The following is a 22,779-nucleotide window of genomic DNA, read 5'->3' as shown; positions in this document are numbered from 1 at the left end:
ATGGCTACAGTCGTAAATGAAGCGGGCAACGGATCGTCCAACGCGATCGCCAGGGGCCTGAGGGAAGGTTTGTTTGCCGGCGTGATTGCGTTCGGTATGTTCATCCTGTTCGTCGGTATCGAGACCTACCAGGATATCAACAACGCGCTGGTGTGGCGGACACGCTGGGGTCTTCTGGCGGTATTCGTCGCCGTTGCCGCCGTCGGCCGCTTCTTGGTGGTGGCGCTGGTTCGGCCGCATCTTGACCGGCGCAGGCTGGCCAAGGCCAAGAGCGGCATCCCGGACGTTTCCGCGGAGAAGGGCTTCTTTCGCGAGCACTTCCTGAAGATTGCCCTGGTTGCGCTGCTGCTCTATCCGCCGGTATCCGTCATGCTGTTCGGACCGCAGGGATCGCTGAAATATGTCGACAACTTCGGCATCCAGATCCTGATCTATGTGATGCTGGCCTGGGGCCTGAATATTGTCGTCGGGCTCGCGGGCCTGCTCGACCTCGGCTATGTCGCTTTCTATGCTGTCGGCGCATATTCCTATGCTTTGCTCTCCAGCTATCTAGGCCTGTCCTTCTGGCTGCTGCTGCCGATGGCCGGCATTCTTGCCGCCTTCTGGGGTATCATCCTTGGTTTCCCGGTCCTTCGCCTTCGCGGCGACTATCTCGCCATTGTCACATTGGCTTTCGGTGAGATCATCCGCCTGGTGCTGATCAACTGGACTGACGTAACGAAGGGTACCTTCGGCATTTCGGGCATCGCCAAGGCCTCTGTGTTCGGCATCTGGAGCTTCGACGTCGGGTCGCCGACGTATTTTCCCAAGGCTTTGGGCCTTGCAACCTCGTCCGCCTGGTACAAGATCTTCCTGTTCTATGTGATCCTGGCACTTTGCATGCTGACGGCTTATGTCACGATCAAGCTTAGGGGCATGCCGATCGGCCGGGCCTGGGAGGCTCTTCGCGAAGACGAGATCGCCTGCCGCTCGCTCGGGATCAACACGGTCACCACCAAGCTTACGGCCTTTGCCATCGGCGCGATGTTCGGCGGTTTCGCCGGGTCGTTCTTTGCCGCCCGCCAGGGCTTCGTCTCGCCGGAAAGCTTCGTCTTCCTCGAATCGGCTGTCATTCTCGCCATTGTCGTTCTCGGCGGCATGGGCTCGCTCACCGGCATCGCGGTTGCAGCCATCGTCATGGTCGGCGGAACCGAACTGCTGCGCGAGATGGAATTCCTCAAGCATGTGTTTGGCGAGGACTTTACCCCCGAGCTCTACCGAATGCTGCTGTTCGGGCTCGCCATGATCATCGTGATGCTGTTCAAGCCGCGCGGTTTTGTTGGCAGCAGAGAGCCGACGGCCTTCCTCAAGGAGCGCAAGGCTGTCTCGGGTAGCTTCACCAAGGAGGGTCACGGTTGATGACCTCCGGAAACACTGTGATGACGGATACAATTCTCAAGGTCGAACATCTCTCGATGAGGTTCGGCGGCCTTATGGCCATCAACGACTTCTCCTTCGAGGCAAAGCGTGGCGATATCACGGCCCTGATCGGTCCCAACGGCGCCGGCAAGACCACCGTGTTCAACTGCATCACCGGCTTCTACAAGCCGACGATGGGTATGATCACGCTGAACCAGAAAGGCGGCGACAGCTTCCTTCTGGAGCGCCTTGAGGACTTCGAGGTTACCAAGAAGGCCAAGGTGGCCCGTACGTTCCAGAATATCAGGCTGTTTTCCGGCCTGACGGTGCTCGAAAATCTGCTGGTGGCGCAGCACAATGCGCTGATGCTGGCATCGGGCTACACCGTTCTCGGCCTGCTCGGACTGCCAGCCTACAAGCGGGCGGAGAAGGCCTCCATCGACCTGGCCGCCTATTGGCTCGACAAGGCCGACCTCACCGACCGTGCTGACGATCCGGCGGGTGATCTGCCCTATGGTGCCCAGCGGCGACTGGAAATCGCCCGCGCGATGTGCACGGGTCCCGAGCTTCTGTGCCTTGATGAACCGGCCGCCGGTCTCAACCCGCGGGAATCGGCCGCCCTCAATACGCTCTTGCGGAGCATCCGCTCCGATACCGGCACCTCCATCCTGCTGATCGAGCACGACATGTCCGTCGTCATGGAGATTTCGGACCACGTGGTGGTGCTGGAGTACGGCCAGAAGATCTCGGATGGCACGCCGGATCATGTGAAGAACGATCCGAAGGTGATTGCAGCCTATCTGGGTGTCGAGGACGAGGAACTGGAAGAGGCGATTTCGGACGTGGAAGCGATTGCCGGAGGAGACAAGTGATGACCGGCACTGCATTGCTGCAAGTCCAGGGCGTTGAGACCTATTACGGCAATATCCGCGCCCTTGGCGGGGTGGATGTCGAGGTCAACAGGGGTGAGATCGTCAGCCTGATCGGGGCCAACGGCGCCGGCAAGTCAACGCTGATGATGACGATCTGCGGAAGCCCGCAGGCGCGCAACGGCAAGGTGATCTTCGATGGCGAGGACATCACCCGCCAGCCGACGCATCTTATTGCCCGCCGCCGTATCGCCCAGTCGCCCGAGGGGCGGCGCATTTTCCCGCGCATGACGGTTTATGAAAACCTGCAGATGGGGGCCGGGCTCGACAACCTCAAATACTTCAACGAGGACGTCGAGAAGATCTTCACGCTGTTCCCGCGCCTGAAGGAGCGGCAGAGCCAGCGCGGCGGCACGCTTTCGGGCGGTGAACAGCAGATGCTGTCGATCGGGCGTGCGCTGATGGCGCGTCCCAAGCTGCTTCTCCTGGACGAGCCGTCGCTCGGCCTCGCACCACTGATCGTCAAGGGCATCTTCGAGGCGATCAAGAAGTTGAACCAGGAAGAGGGACTAACCGTCTTCCTCGTGGAACAGAATGCGTTCGCAGCGCTGAAGCTCTCCGACAGGGCCTATGTCATGGTCAACGGCAAGGTGACCATGAGCGGTTCCGGCAAGGAACTGCTGGCCGATCCGCAGGTGCGCGCAGCCTATCTGGAAGGCGGGCGCCACTGATGCGCCGCCTCGGGAGCTATTGAAATGCAGGGACTTTTTTTCGAAACAGATAGCGGCGTGCGGTATGTGCTGCGCGTCCTGGTTCTTATCATCGGCTTCTGGACCGCTTGGCGATCCGGCAAGGCGGTGGCGGATAGTTGGCAGGAATATCCTGTCGTGGTGATCTATTCGCTGCTTCTGGGCTTCGTCATGCGGTTCCTGCACTTCTCGCTGTTTGCGGGACCGTTCATCAGCCCGTTCTACTACGCCATCGACGTGGTACTGCTTCTGGTCTTTGCAACGATCGGGTTCCGCATGCATCGCACGGGGCAGATGACCGAAAAATACTATTGGCTATACGAGAAAACCTCAGCCTTCTCGTGGAAGAAGAGAGATTGACAGGCGGGTTTTTCTCGTCTGGAATACCGTCAGAGTGGAACAGTTTTCCTGCATGATGATGGTGGGTATCATGCAGGTTCATGCAATAGACCCGCCCAAAAATTGGGAGTATCAAGATGAAGAAGACGCTTCTTTCAGCCGTGGCGCTGAGCGCCATGGTTGCCTTCAGCGGCAATGCCTGGGCTGACATCCTTGTCGGCGTCGGCGGCCCGCTGACCGGCCCGAACGCCGCGTTCGGCGCACAGCTTCAGAAGGGTGCTGAGCAGGCTGCAGCCGACATCAATGCGGCCGGTGGCATCAACGGCGAACAGATCAAGATCGTTCTGGGCGACGACGTCTCCGACCCCAAGCAGGGCATCTCGGTTGCGAACAAGTTCGTTGCTGATGGCGTCAAGTTCGTGGTTGGCCACTTCAACTCCGGCGTTTCCATCCCGGCCTCGGAAGTCTATGCCGAAAACGGCATCCTACAGATCACACCGGCTGCAACCAACCCGACCTTCACGGAACGCGGCCTGTGGAACACCTTCCGCACCTGCGGTCGTGACGACCAGCAGGGTGGCGTTGCCGGCAAGTACCTGGCTGAAAAGTTCAAGGATGGCAAGATTGCCGTCGTTCACGACAAGACCCCTTATGGCCAGGGCCTTGCCGACGAAACCAAGAAGGCGATGAACGCAGCCGGCGTGACCGAGGTCATGTATGAAGGCGTCAACACCGGCGACAAGGACTTCTCGGCGCTTATCGCCAAGATGAAGGAAGCCGGCGTCTCGATCATCTACTGGGGCGGTCTTCACACCGAAGCCGGTCTGATCATCCGCCAGGCTGCCGACCAGGGCCTGAAGGCAACGCTCGTTTCCGGTGACGGTATTGTTTCGAACGAACTGGCCTCGATCGCTGGCGACGCCGTTGCCGGTACGCTGAACACCTTCGGCCCCGACCCGACGCTGAACCCGGCCAACAAGGAACTCGTCGAGAAGTTCAAGGCAGCCGGCTTCAACCCGGAAGCCTACACGCTCTACTCCTACGCTGCTCTGCAGACGATCGCAGCAGCTGCCAAGGCCGCCGGTTCGAACGAGCCGGAAGCCGTTGCAGAAGCCATGAAGAAGGGCTCCTTCCCGACCGTTCTCGGCGAGATGTCCTTCGACGCGAAGGGCGACCCGAAGATCCCCGGCTACATCATGTACGAATGGAAGAAGGGTCCGGACGGCAAGTATTCCTACTTCCCGCAGGGCTGATCCTTTTCGCCAAAGTTACAACGGAGAGCCCGGCCATCGCGCCGGGCTCTTTGCGTTTCGAGCCTTCGCATCGGCATCCTGCTTATTCACGCCATTCTTCCCGATCTCACCTCTTTTGCAGTTGCCCAAGCCACGGATTGCGCAATACTGCGTCCGAGGAGAATTTCAGGGGAGGAATTATGATGCAGGGCGAGCCTCTTGCCGTGGCCGGTGGCATCTACGAACGCGATCTCGACAAGAGCCAGGCAAATTTTTCACAGATGACGCCGCTCAGCTTCCTGGAGCGCACGGCTTCAGTCTATCCTGCCCATCCGGCGGTGATCTACGGGAACGTCAGGCGCAATTGGGCACAAACCTATGACCGGGTGCGCCGGCTGGCCAGCGCGCTTGCGGCGCGTGGTATCGGCAAGGGCGATACGGTCTCCATCGTCGCCGCCAATATACCCGAGATGTTTGAGGCGCATTTTGCCGTGCCGATGGTGGGCGCCGTGCTCAACACCATCAACACGCGGCTGGATGCCGAGGCCATTGCCTTCATTCTCAACCATGCCGAAGCGCGGATGGTGATCGTCGATCCCGAGTTTTCCGGGGTGGTGGAAAAGGCCTTGGCGCGCACTGGGCGCAGCATCGAGGTGGTCGATATCCTCGATCCCAGCTATCATGGCGGCAAGCGCATCGGAAAACTGACCTATGACGGCTTGCTTCAAGAGGGCTATGCCGATTTCCGGTGGGAGCGTCCTGCGGACGAATGGGATGCGATCAGCCTCAACTATACCTCAGGCACGACGGGCGATCCCAAGGGCGTCGTCTATCACCACAGGGGTGCCTATCTGAATGCCATCGGCAACATACTGACCTGGGGCATGAACCACCATCCGGTCTATCTCTGGACCCTGCCGATGTTTCATTGCAATGGCTGGTGCTTTCCCTGGACCATCGCGGCGGCGGCTGGCACCAATGTCTGCCTGCGGGCTGTCCGCGTCGAGCCGGTCTATGACCTGATCCGCAGCGAGCGCGTCACCCATTTCTGCGGCGCGCCGATCGTGCTCAACATGCTGGCGCATGCGCCGAACGAACTGAAATCCGGCATCGATCACAAGGTGCGTGTGATGACCGCCGGTGCCGCGCCGCCGGCTGCCGTCATCGAAGCCATGGAGGCGCTGGGCTTCGACATCACCCATACCTACGGCCTGACCGAGACCTATGGACCGGCGGTGGTCTGCGCCTGGCATGGCGAATGGGACGAGTTGGAGATCACCGAGAAATCCCGGCTGAAAGCCCGCCAAGGCGTCCGCTACTCCGTGCTTGACGGCTTGATGGTCGCCGACCCCGAGACGCTGGAGCCGGTGCCGGCGGATGGCGAGACCATGGGCGAGATCTTCTTCCGCGGCAATAATGTCATGCGCGGCTATCTGAAGAATCCGCCATCGACGGCCAAGGCGTTTTCCGGCGGCTGGTTTCATTCCGGCGACCTCGCGGTTTGCCATCCCGACGGTTATATCGAGATCAAGGATCGTTCCAAGGACATCATCATCTCAGGCGGGGAGAACATCTCGTCCATCGAGGTGGAAAGCGTGCTCTATCGCCACCCCGCCGTCATGGAAGCGGCGATCGTCGCGCGACCCGATGAGAAATGGGGCGAAACACCCTGCGCCTTCATCGGCCTCAAGCCCGGCGCCGAGGTGACGGAGCGGGAACTGATCGACTTCTGCCGGGCCAATATGGCGCATTTCAAGGCGCCAAAGACGGTAGTCTTCGGACCGTTGCCTAAGACATCGACGGGCAAGATCCAGAAATATGTACTTAGGGAGCGGGCGAGGGCATTGGGTTAGGCGGTTGCAAAATTATCTCTTATTCGCTATATTTCTCCAATGACATGGAGCGTTGAGACCTTTGGCGCGGTGGTCGATGCTGAAATCCTGGGGTTACCACCCGGGTTGCAGGCAAGATTGATCCGTCTATTGGAGGCCATTGAGAATGTGGGGCTCGAGCAATTCAGGGAGCCTCACGTCAAGCATCTCGAAGGAAAACTGTGGGAGCTCAGAGCGAAGTCAAGCGAAGGCATCGCTCGCGGCATTTATGTTACCGTCACGGGACGGAGAATTGTTATTCTTCATGTTTTTGTGAAGAAGAGCCAGAAAACACCGAGAATGGCGCTCGAAATCGCGCATAAACGGATGAAGGACATCGAGATATGACCAAGCTTGCCGATCTGAAGCAGAGGTTGATTGAGCATCCGGAATTCCGTGAGGAATATGCGAAGGCTGACATCGAGTTCCAACTTCTGGAAGCCCTTGTGCTCGCGCGTACCAGGGCGAAGCTATCGCAAGCTGAATTGGCGCGCCGCATAGGCACCACGCAGTCCGCCATTGCGCGTCTGGAAGCCGGCGGCGTTTCGCCGTCGGTGGCGACGTTGCAGCGTTACGCGGAAGCGACTGGCAGTCGCCTGGAGATCAAGCTTCTTCCATAGGATTGAAAGTTCACGTCTCCCGCAGCGCATTCGCCGCCATGACGGCTGCCGAGGCGCGGTTTTCGACGCCGAGCTTCACGTAGATCTGCTCCAGGTGCTTGTTCACCGTGCGCGCCGACAGCCCCAGGATATCGCCGATATCGCGGTTGGACTTGCCCTTGGCGATCCACAAGAGCACTTCCGATTCGCGCGTTGTCAGCCCGAAGGCCTGGCGCAGGGTCTCGTCATCGGCCTTGTGGCCCACCGCCGTCAGGCGAAACAGGTATTCGTCGGCGCCGATGGCGCCGAGAAAGGCCAGATGCAGGGCGGCTTCTCCGTCATGGGCGAAGGAGAAGGATGTGTCGCGGGCAAAGCCTGGCTTGTCCCGGTTGGCCATCCATTCGGCGATGGAGGCGGCGACGATGTCCAGTCCGTCGTCGCGCCCGGTGGCGGCATTGACGAGGCGGGTCGCCTGGGGCGTGGACCAGTGAACCGCGCCGCTGCCCTTGACGGCCAGCAAGTGCCGGCCGGCGGCATCGAGCGCCACGCGCGCGCTCTGCGCGGATCGCGCATTCGACAGATGCACGCGGATGCGGGCCCGGAGTTCATCGATGTTGATCGGCTTGGTCAGATAGTCCACGCCGCCGGAATCGAGCGCATGCACGACATGCTCGGTTTCGGTGAGGCCGGTCATGAAGATCACAGGAACCTGGGCGACCGATGGGCTCGCCTTCAGCTTCATGCAGGTCTCGAAACCGTCCATGCCGGGCATGACGGCATCCAGCAGGATGAGGTCGGGGCTGATGCGCTCGACGATGGCGAGTGCTGCCTGGCCTGAGGTCGCAATCAGCACCGAGAATCCCGATTGTTCGAGCGCATCCGTCAGGAAGCCCAGGGCTTCCGGACTGTCATCGACCAAGAGCACGATATCACGCGGTCTCAGCGGTTCAGCCACGGCTGTCGACCTCCTCGGTTGCGAAATTGGCGAGGAACTTCATGTAGCCGGCCATGTCGAACGCTTGCACGTGCTGCCGCAGCGCATCGGTGAAGGGCAAGTTGGACTCCTGCTTGGCCAGATCCGCCAGTTTGGATTCGATTCCCCTGATATAGCCGATTTCCCCCAGGCGGATCAGGTCCTCGATATGGTCTGGGCCTGGGCTTTCGATCCTGGGTGGAAGCTTGGGTTTCACCGGCGTTGCATCGTCGGCATAGACCCAGTCGAGCCCCAGATGCATGGCCAGTTTGTCGCGTAGCCGTTTGACATCCACCGGCTTCGGGATGGCGTCGTTGTGGGCGTCGCTGCCGGACGAGACCGATCCGTCGCCGATATTGGCCGACAGCATCAGGATGGGTGCTGCCTGCCCAGCCTCGCGCAACTTTTCCGCAAGCTGCCAGCCGTTCATACCGGGCATGGAGATGTCGACGAGGAAGAGATCGGCGCGAACCCCTTCGATCAGGGTCAGGCAATCCGGCCCGGAATTGGCCGTCAGTACCACGAAGTCCAGTGGCGAGAGCACTTCGCGCATCAGTTCGCGATGATCCTCGTTGTCGTCGACGACCACGATGGTGCGGCGCGGACCGGTATAGGAGACGATGCGTCGCTCGGCGGCGGGAGCGGTGTTCGGCCGGTCGACGGTCGATAGCATCAACCGCACGCGGAAGGTCGAGCCCTTGTCCTTTTCGCTGCTGACCGAGATTTCGCCGCCCAGCGTATTGGTCAGGAGCTGGGTGATCGTCAGACCCAAGCCCAGCCCCGGCATGGGCCTCACATTGTCGGCTTCGCCGCGCTGGAAAGGTTCGTAGATGCGCTTGAGGTCCCGCTCCGAAATGCCGCGCCCCGTGTCCGACACCGTGAAGGTGGCAACCTGGCTGCGATAGGTCACGGTGAAGCGGACCAGCCCCTGGTCGGTGAACTTGATGGCGTTGGACAGGAGGTTGACCAGGATCTGCCTCACTCTTTTCTCATCCGCCTTGACATATTGCGGGAGGGCAGGCGGTCGCTCATGCACGAAGGACAGGCCCTTGGCTTCGGCCTGCGGCGCGAACATATCGATGATCTGGTCGAGAAAGTCCGGCAGGTGCAACTCGTTGGAATAGACCTGCAGCTTACCCGCCTCGATCTTGGATATATCGAGCAACCCGTCGATCAGGCCGGAGAGATGATCGGCCGAGCGCCTGATGACGCGGATGGCGGATTGGCGCGGCTGCGGGATCGTCTCGTCCCGTTCCAGCAATTGCGCGTAGCCCAGCACGGCGTTCAGAGGCGTGCGCAATTCATGGGAGAGGCCGACCACGTAACGGCTCTTGGCGCGGTTGGCGGCCTCCGCCGTTTCCTTGGCGGTCTGCAGGGCGGCGTCGGTTTTCTTGTGGGCGGCAATTTCCTTGAGAAGCAGGGTGTTCTGGCGTGAGGATTCCTCCTCGGCGACCACGCGGCTGTCATGTGCCAGCACATAAAACCAGCTCGCGACACCGGCCATGACGGCAAACACGAAGAAGACGATCAATACGGTGCGATCGACCACCTCAGATGTATCGGGGGCTGCGCGGCCCACCTGATGGGCGATCAGGGCGAGGATCGCGCCGATAATGGAAAGGGCGACCAGCGTCGTCACGGTGTAGCGGCCGAGACGGGTGGATAGGCGCTCGATCACCGGGGTCGGAAGCAGGCTGCGGGCGACGCTTGCCACCTGGGCATTGAGCTTGGCGTGCGGCTTGCACATGTCGTGACAGCGGCTGTCGAGCGAGCAGCAGAGCGAGCAGATCGGCGCGGCATAGGCAGGGCACCAGGCCATGTCCTCGGGCTCGAACGGATGCTCGCAGATCGAGCAGGTGATGCCCAGCTGGTTTTTCCAGCCCTCGCGCGGCTTGCGGGCCAGATAATATTTGCCCTTGGTGGCCCAGGCGATCAGCGGCGAGATCAGCAAGGCAATCAGGGTCAGATAGGTCGACAGCGATGCCAGCAGGGCGCCGAACAGGCCAAAATGCGCCGCAAGCGCAATGCCGGCCGAGAGCAGCATAGTGCCGCAGCCGACGGGATTGATGTCATAGAGATGGGCGCGCTTGAATTCGATGCCGGGCGGGGCCAGGCCCAGCGGCTTGTTGATGAAGAGGTCGGCGGAGATTGCGCAGAGCCAGGCCATGGCAATGATCGAGAAGATGCCCAGCGTCTCTTCCAGCAGCCGGTAGATTCCGAGTTCCATCAACAAAAGCGCAATCGCCACGTTGAAGATCAGCCACACGACGCGGCCGGGATGGCTGTGGGTCAGTCGGGAAAAGAAATTCGACCAGGCCAGCGACCCGGCATAGGCATTCATGACGTTGATCTTCAGCTGGGAGACCACGACGAAGGCCACCATCAGCAGGGTGGCGGCCATTTCGTTGGGGATCATGTAGCCGAATGCGGTGAGATACATATGCGCCGGATCGGCCGCGTCGCCGGCCGGCATGCCGGACGAAAGCGCCAAAACCGCTAGGAAGGACCCGGCGAGCAGCTTCGGCACGCCGACGACCACCCAGCCGGCGCCGGCCAGGAACACGGCGATGCGATGGCGTAGCCGGCTGCCACCCTCGGGCGGCAGGAAGCGCAAGAAGTCCACCTGTTCGCCGATCTGCGGCATCAGGGCCAGGATGACCGCGGAGGCGGCGCCGAATTCCAGCAGATCGAAGGGTGCGGTGCCGTGGCCGGTATTGGAATGGCCGATCCCGGCAAAGGCGCGCCACAGGTCGAACTTCTCCCAGTCGGCATAGGCGATGAAGATAAAGGGCAGGATGTTCAGAACGATCCAGAAGGGCTGCGTCAGCAACTGGAACTTGGAGATCATCTGCACGCCATAGGTGACGAGCGGCACCACGACGATGGCGGAGATGATGTAGCCGATCCACAGGGGTATGCCGAAGGCCAGTTCAAGCGCGCCCGTCATGATCGATGCCTCGATGGCAAACAGCATGAAGGTGAAGCTAGCATAGATCAGCGATGTCACCGTGGAGCCGATATAGCCGAAGCCGGCGCCGCGGGTCAGGAGATCGATATCCACCCCGTGGCGAATGGCATAGCGGCTGATCGGAATGCCGACCGCCAGCATCAGGATCGAGGCGGCAATGATGGCGAAGAAGGCATTTGTCGTGCCATAGGACAGCGTGATCGTGCCGCCGATCGCCTCCAGCGCCAGGAAGGAGATCGCGCCGATCGCAGTCTGGGAAATGCGGCTGGACGAAAACTTGCGCGCGCTCTTTGCGGTGAAACGCAGCGCATAGTCTTCCAGCGTCTGGTTGGCCACCCAGCGGTTATATTCGCGCCTGACCGGAATGATACGTTGGCGGGCTGCCATGCCTATTTTCTAGCGCCTTTTTCGGAGAGATTGCAGAATAGGCATTTTCACGGGAATGGCGGGATTTGCAAGGGTGGATCGATGGCTGCTGCCACGACCGGAGAATGCGCGGAAACAAAACGTCGCCTTGCGTGTTTGCATGCAGATATCGAAAAACTGTTAAGCCGGGGGAATGGGAGGCTTGTCATGGCCGCGTTATCTTTTATAGCGGTTGATAGCTTCGTCGCCTCACGCATGCATTGGATTCCAAAACATGATGGAAGTTTTTACGGCCGCCGGCCTTGCTGCGCTCCTGCAGGTTATCATGATCGACCTGGTCCTGGCAGGCGACAACGCGATCGTCATCGGTCTGGCCGCGGCCGGCTTGCCGGAGCATCAGCGCAACAAGGCCATCCTGGTCGGCATCGCCGCGGCGACCGTGCTGCGTATCGGCTTCGCCACGATCACGGCCTATCTGCTCGGTCTGGTTGGCTTGCAATTGCTGGGCGGCCTCCTGCTGGCATGGGTGTGCTGGAAGATGTGGAGCGAGTTGCGCGCGGCCGCGCATGAGCCGCATGGGGCCGGCGAGACGGATGACGTCGAATTCAACGTCAAGCAGAAGACTTTCATGCAGGCGGCGACGCAGATCGTCATCGCCGATGTTTCCATGTCGCTCGACAACGTTCTGGCTGTGGCCGGCGCTGCAAAGGAACACACGTCGATCCTGATCATCGGTCTGGTTCTGTCCATCGCGCTAATGGGTCTGGCCGCCAATCTCGTCGCACGGCTGCTGCACAAGCATCGCTGGATCGCTTATGTCGGCCTTGGCGTTATCGTCTATGTCACCGTCACGATGATCTATCATGGTGCGCTGGAAGTATGGCCCTATGTCCAGGGCTGGCTGGCCTGATCCGGGCAGGAAGATCTATCTGCAAACAAAATCGCCGCGTTCTTCCGAACGCGGCGATTTTGTTTGTGATGCTGTCCGTCAGGCGGCCGCGCGCGATTACCCGAGCCGGTCGGACAGGGCCTTGACCAGGGCTGCGCTGTCATAGGGTTTGCGCACCACCGGCACACTCGCAAAGCCTTCGGGAACGGCCAGACGATCATCATAGCCTGTCGCGAAGACGAAGGGGATGTTGCGGCGGCTCAGCTCCTCGGCGACGGGAACAGAGGTATGCTGGCCGAGATTGATATCGAGGATCGCGACATCGGGCGTGAAGGTTTTTAGCCGGTTGAGGGCGTCGGTGCTAGAGCTGGCGGTGACAATGTTCGACAGGCCGGCATCGCCCAGCATCATCTCGGCATCCATGGCGATCAGCACCTGGTCCTCGACCAGGAGAACGGCGACGTTTGAATCAAGGTTTTTCACGATCGATGTTTCAGGTCCTGTTGATATCTTTGATGCTTTTGCCGGCGTGGTTTCCCAGGTCAGGAAGCGGCTGGGCAGGTAAAATTCGGCAAGCAGACCATCGGGAAGATAATCCAGACGGCTGCTGCCGCCAAGATCGTAGGGTATGCTGCGCTCGATCAAAGCCGTGCCAAAGCCCTTGCGCTGCGGTGGCTTGACTGCTGGTCCGCCGACCTCTTCCCAGCGCAATCGACAGTCATCATTGGCCTCCCGGCTCCACTCCACGACGAGTCGGCCGCCTGGACGCGACAGCGCGCCGTATTTCGCGGCATTGGTGCACAGCTCGTGAATGACAAGGGCGGAGACGGCATTGGCCCGTGCATCAAGCGTGACGGGCGGACCGTCCAGGGTGATCGTTGTGGCCCCAACGCGAAACGGCAGAAGTTCGGCCTGTATCAGGTCTTCCAGCAGGCCGCCGCCGGCGCCGCGGGTCAGTTGGTCATGGGCATGGGACAGCGCGTGGATGCGTCCGCGCAGCGAGCCGATATAGTCGTCTATCGGCAGGTCGTTATGCGCCGGCGTGGCAACCAGGGACTTGATCACCGCCAGGATGTTCTTCACCCTGTGGTTCAGTTCCTCGTTCATCATGCGCTGGCGGATATCGGCCTTGTTCCGCTCTTCCTGCATCAGTTCGTTGTGGCGCAGCACCACCTCGACCGTTGCCGAACGCACGGCCTCGGCGATCTCGTAATCGGTATCCTGCCAGGGTTCCGCCTGGCGTTGGACCGTTTCCTTCCAGATCGCGAAGCTCTTGCGCGGCGTCAACCGGTCGCCCAGCGGTCCGGTCTCATAGGATTTTTCCGGATTGCCCGCCCAGTTCAGGGTTTGCAGCCGCTCCTTGCGGAAGAAAAACAGGTAGTCGCGCGGGATCTGCGACAGGGGAATGCTGAGGACGCCGGAGACCTCCTCGAAATACTGCTCCGCCGGCGGGTAAGCGCGCGACAGCGCGTGTGTGGCCCAGATGCCGCCGGATGTCAGGTCTGCCACGAAGCGGGCCAGCGGTTCTTCCTCGCCGGCCGGAGGCGCTGATCCAACCGATGTCCAGCGGCCGTTCATCCAGAGCCCCACGCCATCGCAGGCAAACAGTGTGCTGAATTCCGGAAGTGCGGCGGCCAGCATCTCATCGACATCGGCAATGTTCGAGGCCGATTGCAGGAACCGGTCCAGCGAGCGGCGCGCCTCGTTGGCGATGTCGAGCTTGCGCTTCTGCTTGAGCGCCAGCAGATGCAGGGAGAAGAATTCGCCGAACATTTCGGCGGCGATGCGCTCGGACATGCTGAGCGTCTTGGGCGAATAGTGATGGCAGGCGATCAGACCCCAGAGCGTGCCATTGACGATGATCGAGATCGACATGGAGGCGCCGACGCCCATGTTGCGCAAATATTCGCAATGGATCGGCGACACGCTGCGCAGATGCGCGAAGGAAAGATCCAGGGGCTGGCCGGAATCGTCAAGCTCCGGCACCAGGGGCACCCGCGTTCCGTTCGCATCGGAAATGATGCGCAAGGGGTTCTGCAGATATAGCACCCGCGCCTGGCGGGGGATGTCGGTGGCGGGAAAATATTGCCCGAGGAAGCTTTCCAGATCGCCCCGACGCGCCTCGCTGATTACCTTGCCGGAGCCGTCCTGCTCGAACCGGTAGATCATCACCCGGTCATAGCCCAGCACGGCGCGCACCAGCTTGGATGAGGTGGAAATCAACTTGTCGATGTCGGCGATATCCTTGACACGACCGATCATCTCCCGCGCGAGCTGCAGGGGCTGGGTGCGGCGGAGCGATGGCTCGAACTCAAGGATCGCGACGTCATTCTGCCGATGGACGGCAATGTCGAAATAGCCGCCGTCGGGCAGTTGCATATGCGCAATTACCGCCGCGCGGCTCGCCTCCGGCGCGGCGGATACGGCATTGCGCAGGTCATGGGTGACATCCGCGCCGAGCAGTTCCAGGACCGTTCGGCCATTGAGGGCGTCATCCAGCCCAAGCATGCCAGAGGCGTTGGCGGAATGGCGCAGGACACGGCTGATTTCCATGTCGCAGGCCAATAGGCAGCCATGAGGCTGAATACTGCCGGGGATATGGATGGGTTCGCGGTCGCAATTGGAAAGATCGACAGTCTGAGCGGACATTAAAAGGGGCTCTCGAAGGCGTTACGGGCATAAGCGAAGGTGAAATTTGCCCATGCCGATGAGGCCCGGTCGTCGTATACACACATTCGTTCCATCCGGTCCGAAAACGTGCGCCAGCTGGAAAGGTTCCCTGCCTGACGAAAAATATGTCGCGCGCCGTGGCTGGCAGAGAGGCCGATATTCTCCGAACGCTTGGCCAGCAGCCGCGCCCCGAGTGCTGAACCTTCGAGCACGTAAAGCAGGCCGATCAGACCTTCGCCCGCCGGTGGGGCGAAGGGTTTCGCGGCATCGGGAGGGCTGATGGCGAGATCATCCAGATCGGCAAGAATGTCGTCGCCGTAATATTCCGGCTGCCAGTCGCCAAGCTCGGCCGGCACCGGATCCTGTTGCTTAAGCCAGCTTTCCAGCGGCAGCCTGAACCGCGCCATGCCGACGAGATAGTGCCTGTAGGCTTCAAGATCGCCAAAGCCGCCGATCATGTCATCCAGCGCCTGGTGTGCGGCAGCGGTTTGCATCTTCAAAACGCTGCGTCGCGACGGATTGTCCATCCAAAGTCCTTCCGAATTCGTCATTCATATATGCCGCTCCGCTAACCTTTGACAAGTTCGCCCCCCGGCCTGCTTCTCGGGGGTAGTTTCACCCCTTTTTACCCCATCGGCTACGTCAAACGACGTATACGGTTTTGCACTGCAGCGTCGGATAGTCCCTTTCAGCAACGGTTAAAGACTTTTTTAACCCGGTGTTGCGGAACAAGGAGAGGGGTTCAATCCAATGAAACTCAAGGCAAAATTCACCGGCGCCCTGCTTGGCGCCATGCTGTCGACGACCGCCTTCCACGGCGCGCTCGCCGCTGACGACACCATCAAGATCGGCGTTCTGCACTCGCTGTCTGGCACGATGGCGATCTCGGAAACGACCCTGAAAGACGCCATGCTGATGCTCGTCGAAGAGCAGAACAAGAAGGGCGGCGTTCTCGGCAAGAAGCTTGAGGCCGTCGTTGTCGACCCGGCTTCCGACTGGCCGCTGTTCGCCGAAAAGGCTCGCCAGCTGATTTCCCAGGACAAGGTCGCTGCCGTGTTCGGTTGCTGGACCTCGTCCTCGCGCAAGTCGGTTCTGCCTGTCTTCGAAGAACTGAACTCGATCCTGTTCTACCCGGTCCAGTACGAGGGTGAAGAATCCTCGCGCAACATCTTCTACACGGGTGCTGCTCCGAACCAGCAGGCCATCCCGGCCGTCGACTACCTCGCCAATGAAGAAGGCGTCGAACGCTGGGTTCTCGCCGGCACCGACTACGTCTATCCGCAGACGACCAACAAGATCCTGAAGGCCTACCTGATGTCCAAGGGCGTCAAGGAAGAGGACATCATGATCAACTACACGCCATTCGGTCATTCCGACTGGCAGACGATCGTGTCCGATATCAAGAAGTTCGGCTCTGCGGGTAAGAAGACCGCCGTTGTTTCCACCATCAATGGTGACGCCAACGTTCCCTTCTACAAGGAACTCGGCAACCAGGGCATCAAGGCCGAAGACATTCCGGTCGTCGCCTTCTCGGTCGGTGAAGAAGAGCTTGCCGGTCTCGACACCGCGCCGCTCGTCGGCCACCTCGCTGCCTGGAACTACTTCCAGTCCGTCGATGCCGAGGTCAATGCCGAATTCATCAAGACCTGGCACGCCTACACCAAGAACGACAAGCGCGTGACCAACGACCCGATGGAAGCCGCCTATATCGGCTTCAACGCCTGGGTAAAGGCCGTCGAAGCTGCCGGCACCACCGAGACCGACGCCGTTCTCGACTCGATCATCGGCGTTGCAGTTCCGAACCTCTCGGGCGGCTACTCCACCGTGATGCCGAACCACCACATCACCAAGCCCGTCCTGATCGGCGAAATCCAGGCCGACGGCCAGTTCGAAATCGTCCAGCAGACCCCCTCGGTCGTCGGTGACGAGTGGTCCGACTACCTGCCGGACTCCAAGGACCTGATCTCCGATTGGCGCAAGCCGATGGAATGCGGCAACTTCAACGTTGCCACCGGCAAGTGCGGCGGCAAGGGCAGCTGATCATTCAAACATTGGGGACCTCCGATATCAGGAGGTCCCCTCACCAACAAAATCTACGACTTGGCTTTGCCAAGATCGTGATTTTGTAACCTCTCCCACAAGGGGAGAGGGTGGGCGCCGAGTTTGCCTCTCTGCACCTCTCCCCTTTGTGGGAGAGGAAGCAATTTCAGCATCTTAGCTTGCTAAGTGCTAGAAATTGCAGGTGAGGGGACCCAAGCGGCAAACAGGCGAGTGAGGGGAACTGCATTATGATCTTGAAAAACATTCTCCGCGCATTTCTAACTCTTGTCATCCTGACCTTCGCCGCGCCGTCCTTCGCGCAGAGCGATCCGAAGGACCTGATCAACAGTCTCGGCAAGGCGAATTTCAAGCAGGCTGAAGAGCTGCTCGGCCAGATCGCCGCCACGGGCGATGCCCGCGTGGTGCCGGCGCTGGAAGCCTTTGCGGAGGGCGAACTCTATGTCCGCAAGTCCGACAATATCGTCGTCATCACCAAGGCGGCCGGCGCGAACCTGACGGCCATCGACCCGTTGACCGGCGAGGCGCTGGGCGATGCGCCGAAATCGGCTTTCACCAAGATCAAGGTCAATAACAGCCTCCGCCGCGCGATCCGGTCCGCGCTCGGGGGGCTGACGCTTTTGAGCCCAGACAAGGCCGTTCGGCTCCAGGCGGCGCAACAGGTGTTGCAGTCGCCGAGCGCGGAAAACCTCGATCTCGTCGAGGCGGCGCTGGCCAAGGAAACCGACCCGCAGGTCAAGGCCCGGATGGAGGAGGCGCGCGCGGTGTCGCTGCTGGCCTCCGACCGTTCGATCGAGGAAAAGCGCACCGCCATCGAAACCGTCGCTTCGCTCGGTGGCCGCGAGGCGATCGGCATCCTCATGTCGGTCTCCTCCACCATCGATGCCAGCCTGAAGCCGGATCTCGACGCCGCCGTCGCCAAGATCGAGGACGAGCAGGCGCTGTGGGATATGGGCCAGAATGTCTGGTACGGCGTCTCGCTCGGCTCGGTCTTGCTGCTGGCCGCCATCGGCCTTGCCATCACCTTCGGCGTCATGGGCATCATCAACATGGCCCATGGCGAGATGGTGATGATCGGCGCTTATTCGACATTCGTGGTTCAGCAGGTCATCCGCACCAGCTATCCCGAACTGTTCGACTGGTCGCTTGCCATCGCACTGCCGGTCGCCTTCCTAGTCACGGGCGCCATCGGTCTCGTTATCGAGCGCGGCGTCATCCGCTTCCTCTATGGCCGGCCGCTCGAGACGCTGCTTGCCACCTGGGGCATCTCGCTCATCCTGCAGCAGGCGATCCGGACCATGTTCGGACCGACCAACCAGGAGGTCGGCAATCCCTCCTGGATGTCCGGCTCCTTTCCGCTCGGCGGGCTGACGATCACCTGGAACCGCCTGTGGATCGTGCTGTTCTCGCTGTCGATTTTCTTTGCCTTGCTCGTCTTGATGAAGAAATCGGCCTTTGGCCTGCAGATGCGCGCCGTCACCCAGAACCGTCGCATGGCGTCGTCCATGGGCATTCGCACGCCCTGGGTGGATGCCTTCACCTTTGCGCTGGGATCGGGCATCGCCGGTATCGCCGGCGTGGCGCTGAGCCAGATCGACAACGTCTCCCCGAACCTCGGCCAGTCCTACATTATCGACAGCTTCATGGTGGTGGTCTTCGGCGGTGTCGGCAATCTCTGGGGCACGTTTGTCGGCGCGCTGTCGCTCGGCATCCTTAACAAGTTCCTTGAACCCTCGGTCGGCGCCGTCCTCGGCAAGATCCTCGTGCTGGTGCTGATCATCCTGTTTATCCAGAAAAGACCGCGCGGGCTCTTCGCGCTCAAGGGAAGGGCGATCGAAGCATGATTACGGCCTTTATTCTCCGTGCGCTTGAAGGCAGGATCCTCGTCGCCATCGCCATTCTCATGGGCGTGGCGGTCCTGGTGCCGGCGCTCAACCTGCTGACGCCGCCCGACAGCGCGCTGCATATCCCGACCTATGCCGTGTCGCTGATGGGCAAGTATCTCTGCTATGCGCTGCTGGCGCTTGCATTGGACCTGGTCTGGGGTTATTGCGGCATCCTCTCCCTCGGCCACGGCGCATTTTTCGCTCTCGGCGGCTATGCCATGGGCATGTATCTGATGCGCCAGATCGGTTCGCGCGGCGTCTATGGCGACCCCATCCTGCCCGACTTCATGGTGTTCCTGAACTGGAAGGAACTGCCGTGGTTCTGGCACGGCTTCGACATGTTCCCCTTTGCCATGGTCATGGTGCTGTTCGTGCCGGGTCTGCTCGCTTTCGTATTCGGCTGGTTTGCCTTCCGCTCCCGCGTCAACGGCGTGTACCTCTCGATTATCACCCAGGCGATGACCTATGCGCTGCTGCTGGCCTTCTTCCGCAACGACATGGGCTTTGGCGGCAATAACGGCCTGACGGACTTCAAGGAAATCGTCGGCTTCAACGTCCAGGCCGATGGAACGCGGGCGGTGCTGTTTGCCGCCTCCGCGCTGATGCTGGCGCTCTGCCTGCTGATTGCCTCCGGCATCACCCGCTCCAAGTTCGGCAAGGTGCTCGTCGGCGTGCGCGATGCGGAAAGCCGCACCCGCTTCCTCGGCTACCGTGTTGAAAACATCAAGCTCTTCACCTTCGTCGTCTCGGCCATGATGGCCGGTATTGCCGGTGCTTTGTTCGTGCCGCAGGTGGGCATCATCAATCCCGGCGAATTCGCGCCGGCCAATTCGATCGAGGTGGTGGTGTGGACTGCTGTTGGCGGCCGCGGGACGCTGATCGGCCCGATCATCGGCGCGCTATTGGTCAATGCCGGCAAGAGCTATTTCACCGGCGCGTTTCCGGAGCTCTGGCTGTTTGCCCTGGGCGGGTTGTTCATCGGCGTGACGCTGTTCCTGCCGAAGGGCATCGTCGGGACGATCCAGCAGCGTTACGCCGCCCGCAAGGAGCAGAAGGCTGCCGATGCGGCCGAACAAGCCCGCGGCGAGCGCGGGGCAAATGCCGGGGTGCCGGCCGGACAGGCAGCGGAGTGATCGCCATGAAAGAGAAAAAACCGACCAGCCTGCTTTATCTCGACGGTGTCTCCGTTTCCTTCGACGGCTTCAAGGCGCTGAATTCCTTGTCGATGATCATCGAGCCCGGCGAACTCCGGGCGATCATCGGCCCGAATGGCGCCGGCAAGACGACGATGATGGACATCATCACCGGCAAGACACGGCCGGATACCGGCGAGGTCTTCTTCCAGGGGGATATCGACCTCACGAAGATGGACGAGGCGGAAATCGCCCAGCTCGGCATCGGCCGCAAGTTCCAGAAGCCGACGGTGTTTGAGAGCCATACCGTCTGGGACAATCTGGAACTGGCGCTCAACCGTGATCGCGGCGTCTTCGGCACGCTGTTCTATCGCCTCACGGCGGAAGACAAGGCGCGTATCGAGGAGATCCTGGAGATCGTGCGCATGACCGCGCGCAAGGACGATCTGGCCGCCAATCTCTCCCATGGCCAGAAGCAGTGGCTGGAGATCGGCATGCTGCTGGCGCAGGAACCCAAGCTTTTGCTGGTCGACGAGCCGGTCGCCGGCATGACCGACGCCGAAACCGCCGAAACCGCCATCCTGCTGCGCGAGATCGCCAAGACCCGCTCGGTGGTGGTGGTCGAGCACGACATGGGCTTCATCCGTGACCTTGGCGTGAAAGTGACCTGCCTGGCGGAAGGCTCGGTGCTGGCCGAGGGCTCGATCGATTTCGTGTCGAACGATCCGAAAGTCATCGAGAACTATCTGGGGCGGTGAGGGATGAGTGTTGTGCCCTGCATACCCCCCTCTGCCCTGCCGGGCATCTCCCCCTCAAGGGGGGAGATCGGATATTGGCAACCCGCCTTGCCAATATCCAGGCGAAGGTTCGGGATTCGCGGGCGGCATCGTCCCGCAAGGATAGTTGGTGGGAGAGCGGCCAGCCCAGCGCCGATCTCCCCCCTTGAGGGGGAGATGCCCGGCAGGGCAGAGGGGGGTACAAAACCCCGCAAACATTCCGGGGAGCACGAACCATGCTGACAGTCGACAACATCAATCTCCACTACGGCGCCGCGCAGGCGTTGCGCGGGGTCACCATCAAGGCCGAGATGGGCAAGATCACTTGCGTTCTGGGTCGAAACGGTGTCGGCAAGTCGTCGCTGCTGAGGGCCGTTACCGGCCAGCATGCCGTTTCGGCGGGCAGCATCTCCTTCAACGGCACGAAGCTCAACGGGATGGCGCCGTTCAACCGCGCCAAGCAGGGTATCGGTTATGTACCCCAGGGCCGCGAGATCTTTCCGCTGCTGACGGTCAAGGAAAACCTGGAGACCGGGTTTGCCCCCGTGGCACGCAAGGACCGCTTCATTCCTGACGATATCTTCAGCCTCTTCCCAATCCTGCAGAGCATGCTCGGCCGGCGCGGCGGCGACCTTTCGGGTGGCCAGCAGCAGCAGCTGGCGATCGGCCGGGCCATGGTGACGCGGCCGAAGATCCTGGTGCTGGACGAGCCGACAGAGGGTATCCAGCCGTCGATCATCAAGGATATCGGCCGGGCGATCCAGTACCTCAGGGATTCCACCGGCATGGCGATCCTGCTGGTGGAGCAGTATCTCGATTTCTGCCGCGAGCTTGCCGACCATGTCTACATCATGGATCGCGGCGAGATCGTGCATGAGGGGGCTGCCGAAACCCTGGATACGCCGGAGGCGCGCCGTCACCTGACCGTTTGAGATCCTGTTCCTGCAGGCCCAGCGGGGGCTGGGGGTGCCTTCAAAAGAGGCAGAATGCTGCAGAAGAAGGCTGGCCTGGGGAGCGCGGTTCGCAAGCCCGCCTTCCCGAAGGCCAGCCTTCGTCGTTTCTGCATGCGCTAACGCACAAGGCACGAAAATTGCTTTATCTCAAAGGCTTGGCGTTCTAGACAGGAATGCGGCAAATCGCGGCGGCCGACATCCCGGCCGGCATGGAGATCTGGTTTTGACGGCATTGGCAAAACGGCTGGAGCAGCGGGCGTGGGGGCGCGGGGCGATCGTTGCCAAGGCGCTGGATGGCCGCAGCCGCATTGCCGAACTCTACCAGGAAGGGGCGGCCAAGATCCGCCTGCCCAAGACCTTCACCGAAGAGATGGAGGCGGTCATCATCAATACCGCCGGCGGGCTGACCGGTGGCGACCGCATGGAATGGTCCGTCACCGCGGGGGCAGGCACCTTCGTCACCGCCACCACCCAGGCCTGCGAGAAGATCTACAAGGCCTCCTTTGGCACGGCCGAGGTCACGACCCGCATCCTCGCCGGTGCCGGATCGCGCGTGCATTGGCTGCCGCAGGAAAGCATCCTGTTCGACAATGCCTCGCTGACCCGACGCCTGGAGGTCGATCTGGACGAGACCGCGGAATTCGTCGGCGTCGAGGCCGTCCTGCTCGGCCGCAAGGCCATGGGCGAGGCCATGCTGCAGGGAACGGTGCGGGACCGTTGGCGCGTCAGGCGCGCCGGGCGGCTTATTCATGCGGAAGAACTGCGGCTGCAGGGGGATGTCGCCGGCCTAACGGCGCTTGCGCCTGTGCTGGGCGGGCAGGTCGCCTTTGCTACGCTGATCTATGCCGGGCCGCTGTCGGAGGTTTACCTGCCGAGGGTGCGGACTGCCTTAGGCGCGGCGCAGGCCGGCGCCAGCCAATGGAACGACAAGCTGATCGTGCGCATGACAGCGGCCGATGGCTTCGAACTGAGAAAAAAACTGATCCCGGTCATTTCGGTCTTGCGCGGTGGTGCGTCTGTGCCGAAAGTCTGGAATCTCTGAACAGGACG

Annotated in this window: 19 protein-coding genes; 15 read left to right on the top strand and 4 right to left on the bottom strand. The window is 61.1% G+C overall.

What is annotated here, in order from left to right:
• The 8 genes from livM to B9A97_RS00325 all read left to right on the top strand — a co-directional run bounded on the left by livM (window position 1) and on the right by B9A97_RS00325 (window position 7,078).
• The gene (livM, locus tag B9A97_RS00360) at window positions 1–1,398 is read left to right on the top strand and encodes a high-affinity branched-chain amino acid ABC transporter permease LivM (protein ID WP_084363002.1); all 1,398 of its coding nucleotides are present in this window, start codon (window positions 1–3) and stop codon (window positions 1,396–1,398) included.
• Window positions 1,398–2,270 (top strand): ABC transporter ATP-binding protein, encoded by an 873-nt coding sequence (locus B9A97_RS00355; protein WP_084363001.1) that lies wholly within the window; start codon window positions 1,398–1,400, stop codon window positions 2,268–2,270. Before livM ends, B9A97_RS00355 begins: the two co-directional genes overlap by 1 nt.
• Window positions 2,270–2,998, top strand: coding sequence for an ABC transporter ATP-binding protein (locus B9A97_RS00350; protein WP_084363000.1), 729 nt, complete (start codon window positions 2,270–2,272; stop codon window positions 2,996–2,998). The genes B9A97_RS00355 and B9A97_RS00350 overlap by 1 nt, the downstream gene beginning before the upstream one ends.
• 24 nt (window positions 2,999–3,022) lie before the next feature.
• The gene (locus B9A97_RS00345) at window positions 3,023–3,376 is read left to right on the top strand and encodes a DUF6867 family protein (protein ID WP_084362999.1); all 354 of its coding nucleotides are present in this window, start codon (window positions 3,023–3,025) and stop codon (window positions 3,374–3,376) included.
• A gap of 116 nt (window positions 3,377–3,492) precedes the next feature.
• Window positions 3,493–4,608 (top strand): branched-chain amino acid ABC transporter substrate-binding protein, encoded by a 1,116-nt coding sequence (locus tag B9A97_RS00340; RefSeq protein WP_084362998.1) that lies wholly within the window; start codon window positions 3,493–3,495, stop codon window positions 4,606–4,608.
• Window positions 4,609–4,787: 179 nt separating this feature from the next.
• Complete coding sequence (locus B9A97_RS00335; protein ID WP_244564070.1) at window positions 4,788–6,440, top strand: acyl-CoA synthetase; 1,653 nt, start codon at window positions 4,788–4,790, stop codon at window positions 6,438–6,440.
• A gap of 39 nt (window positions 6,441–6,479) precedes the next feature.
• Window positions 6,480–6,806 (top strand): type II toxin-antitoxin system RelE/ParE family toxin, encoded by a 327-nt coding sequence (locus B9A97_RS00330; RefSeq protein ID WP_084362997.1) that lies wholly within the window; start codon window positions 6,480–6,482, stop codon window positions 6,804–6,806.
• Window positions 6,803–7,078, top strand: coding sequence for a helix-turn-helix domain-containing protein (locus B9A97_RS00325; protein ID WP_084362996.1), 276 nt, complete (start codon window positions 6,803–6,805; stop codon window positions 7,076–7,078). Before B9A97_RS00330 ends, B9A97_RS00325 begins: the two co-directional genes overlap by 4 nt.
• A 10-nt stretch (window positions 7,079–7,088) precedes the next feature.
• Here B9A97_RS00325 and B9A97_RS00320 read toward each other — a convergent pair whose 3' ends face one another.
• Both B9A97_RS00320 and B9A97_RS00315 read right to left on the bottom strand, forming a co-directional pair.
• Window positions 7,089–8,012: a response regulator transcription factor gene (locus tag B9A97_RS00320; protein WP_084362995.1), complete on the bottom strand. Its 924-nt coding sequence runs from the start codon at window positions 8,010–8,012 to the stop codon at window positions 7,089–7,091.
• Window positions 8,005–11,385 (bottom strand): hybrid sensor histidine kinase/response regulator, encoded by a 3,381-nt coding sequence (locus B9A97_RS00315; RefSeq protein WP_084362994.1) that lies wholly within the window; start codon window positions 11,383–11,385, stop codon window positions 8,005–8,007. The genes B9A97_RS00320 and B9A97_RS00315 overlap by 8 nt, the downstream gene beginning before the upstream one ends.
• Before the next feature lie 256 nt (window positions 11,386–11,641).
• Here B9A97_RS00315 and B9A97_RS00310 point away from each other — a divergent pair, with 256 nt between their 5' ends.
• Complete coding sequence (locus tag B9A97_RS00310; RefSeq protein WP_084363455.1) at window positions 11,642–12,274, top strand: TerC family protein; 633 nt, start codon at window positions 11,642–11,644, stop codon at window positions 12,272–12,274.
• Between the two features lie 96 nt (window positions 12,275–12,370).
• Here B9A97_RS00310 and B9A97_RS00305 read toward each other — a convergent pair whose 3' ends face one another.
• Both B9A97_RS00305 and B9A97_RS00300 read right to left on the bottom strand, forming a co-directional pair.
• Window positions 12,371–14,902 carry an HWE histidine kinase domain-containing protein gene (locus tag B9A97_RS00305; RefSeq protein WP_084362993.1) on the bottom strand — a complete coding sequence of 844 codons (2,532 nt, stop codon included), beginning with the start codon at window positions 14,900–14,902 and terminating at the stop codon, window positions 12,371–12,373.
• Entirely contained in the window at window positions 14,902–15,450 is a 549-nt protein-coding gene (locus B9A97_RS00300; protein ID WP_084362992.1) for a biliverdin-producing heme oxygenase, read from the bottom strand. The genes B9A97_RS00305 and B9A97_RS00300 overlap by 1 nt, the downstream gene beginning before the upstream one ends.
• Window positions 15,451–15,673: 223 nt before the next feature.
• On the opposite strand from B9A97_RS00300, the gene urtA reads away from it, so the two are divergent.
• From urtA to B9A97_RS00265, 6 genes are all read left to right on the top strand, one after another.
• The gene (gene urtA, locus B9A97_RS00295; RefSeq protein ID WP_084362991.1) at window positions 15,674–16,963 is read left to right on the top strand and encodes an urea ABC transporter substrate-binding protein; all 1,290 of its coding nucleotides are present in this window, start codon (window positions 15,674–15,676) and stop codon (window positions 16,961–16,963) included.
• A 248-nt stretch (window positions 16,964–17,211) separates the two neighbouring features.
• Entirely contained in the window at window positions 17,212–18,825 is a 1,614-nt protein-coding gene (gene urtB, locus B9A97_RS00290) for an urea ABC transporter permease subunit UrtB (RefSeq protein ID WP_084362990.1), read from the top strand.
• The gene (gene urtC / locus B9A97_RS00285) at window positions 18,822–20,000 is read left to right on the top strand and encodes an urea ABC transporter permease subunit UrtC (protein ID WP_084362989.1); all 1,179 of its coding nucleotides are present in this window, start codon (window positions 18,822–18,824) and stop codon (window positions 19,998–20,000) included. Before urtB ends, urtC begins: the two co-directional genes overlap by 4 nt.
• Before the next feature lie 5 nt (window positions 20,001–20,005).
• Complete coding sequence (urtD, locus tag B9A97_RS00280) at window positions 20,006–20,758, top strand: urea ABC transporter ATP-binding protein UrtD (RefSeq protein WP_084363454.1); 753 nt, start codon at window positions 20,006–20,008, stop codon at window positions 20,756–20,758.
• 254 nt (window positions 20,759–21,012) lie between these two features.
• Window positions 21,013–21,708, top strand: a complete 696-nt coding sequence (gene urtE, locus B9A97_RS00270; protein ID WP_084362987.1) for an urea ABC transporter ATP-binding subunit UrtE — start codon at window positions 21,013–21,015, stop codon at window positions 21,706–21,708.
• Between the two features lie 244 nt (window positions 21,709–21,952).
• Entirely contained in the window at window positions 21,953–22,771 is an 819-nt protein-coding gene (locus tag B9A97_RS00265) for an urease accessory protein UreD (RefSeq protein WP_244564069.1), read from the top strand.
• The last annotated feature ends 8 nt before the right edge of the window (window positions 22,772–22,779 follow it).

The organism is Rhizobium sp. RU36D, assembly GCF_900176345.1.
Classification (GTDB): domain Bacteria; phylum Pseudomonadota; class Alphaproteobacteria; order Rhizobiales; family Rhizobiaceae; genus Allorhizobium.
The sequence above is the reverse complement of the archived record's forward strand: the minus strand, read 5'-3'. Positions and strand labels throughout refer to the sequence as shown.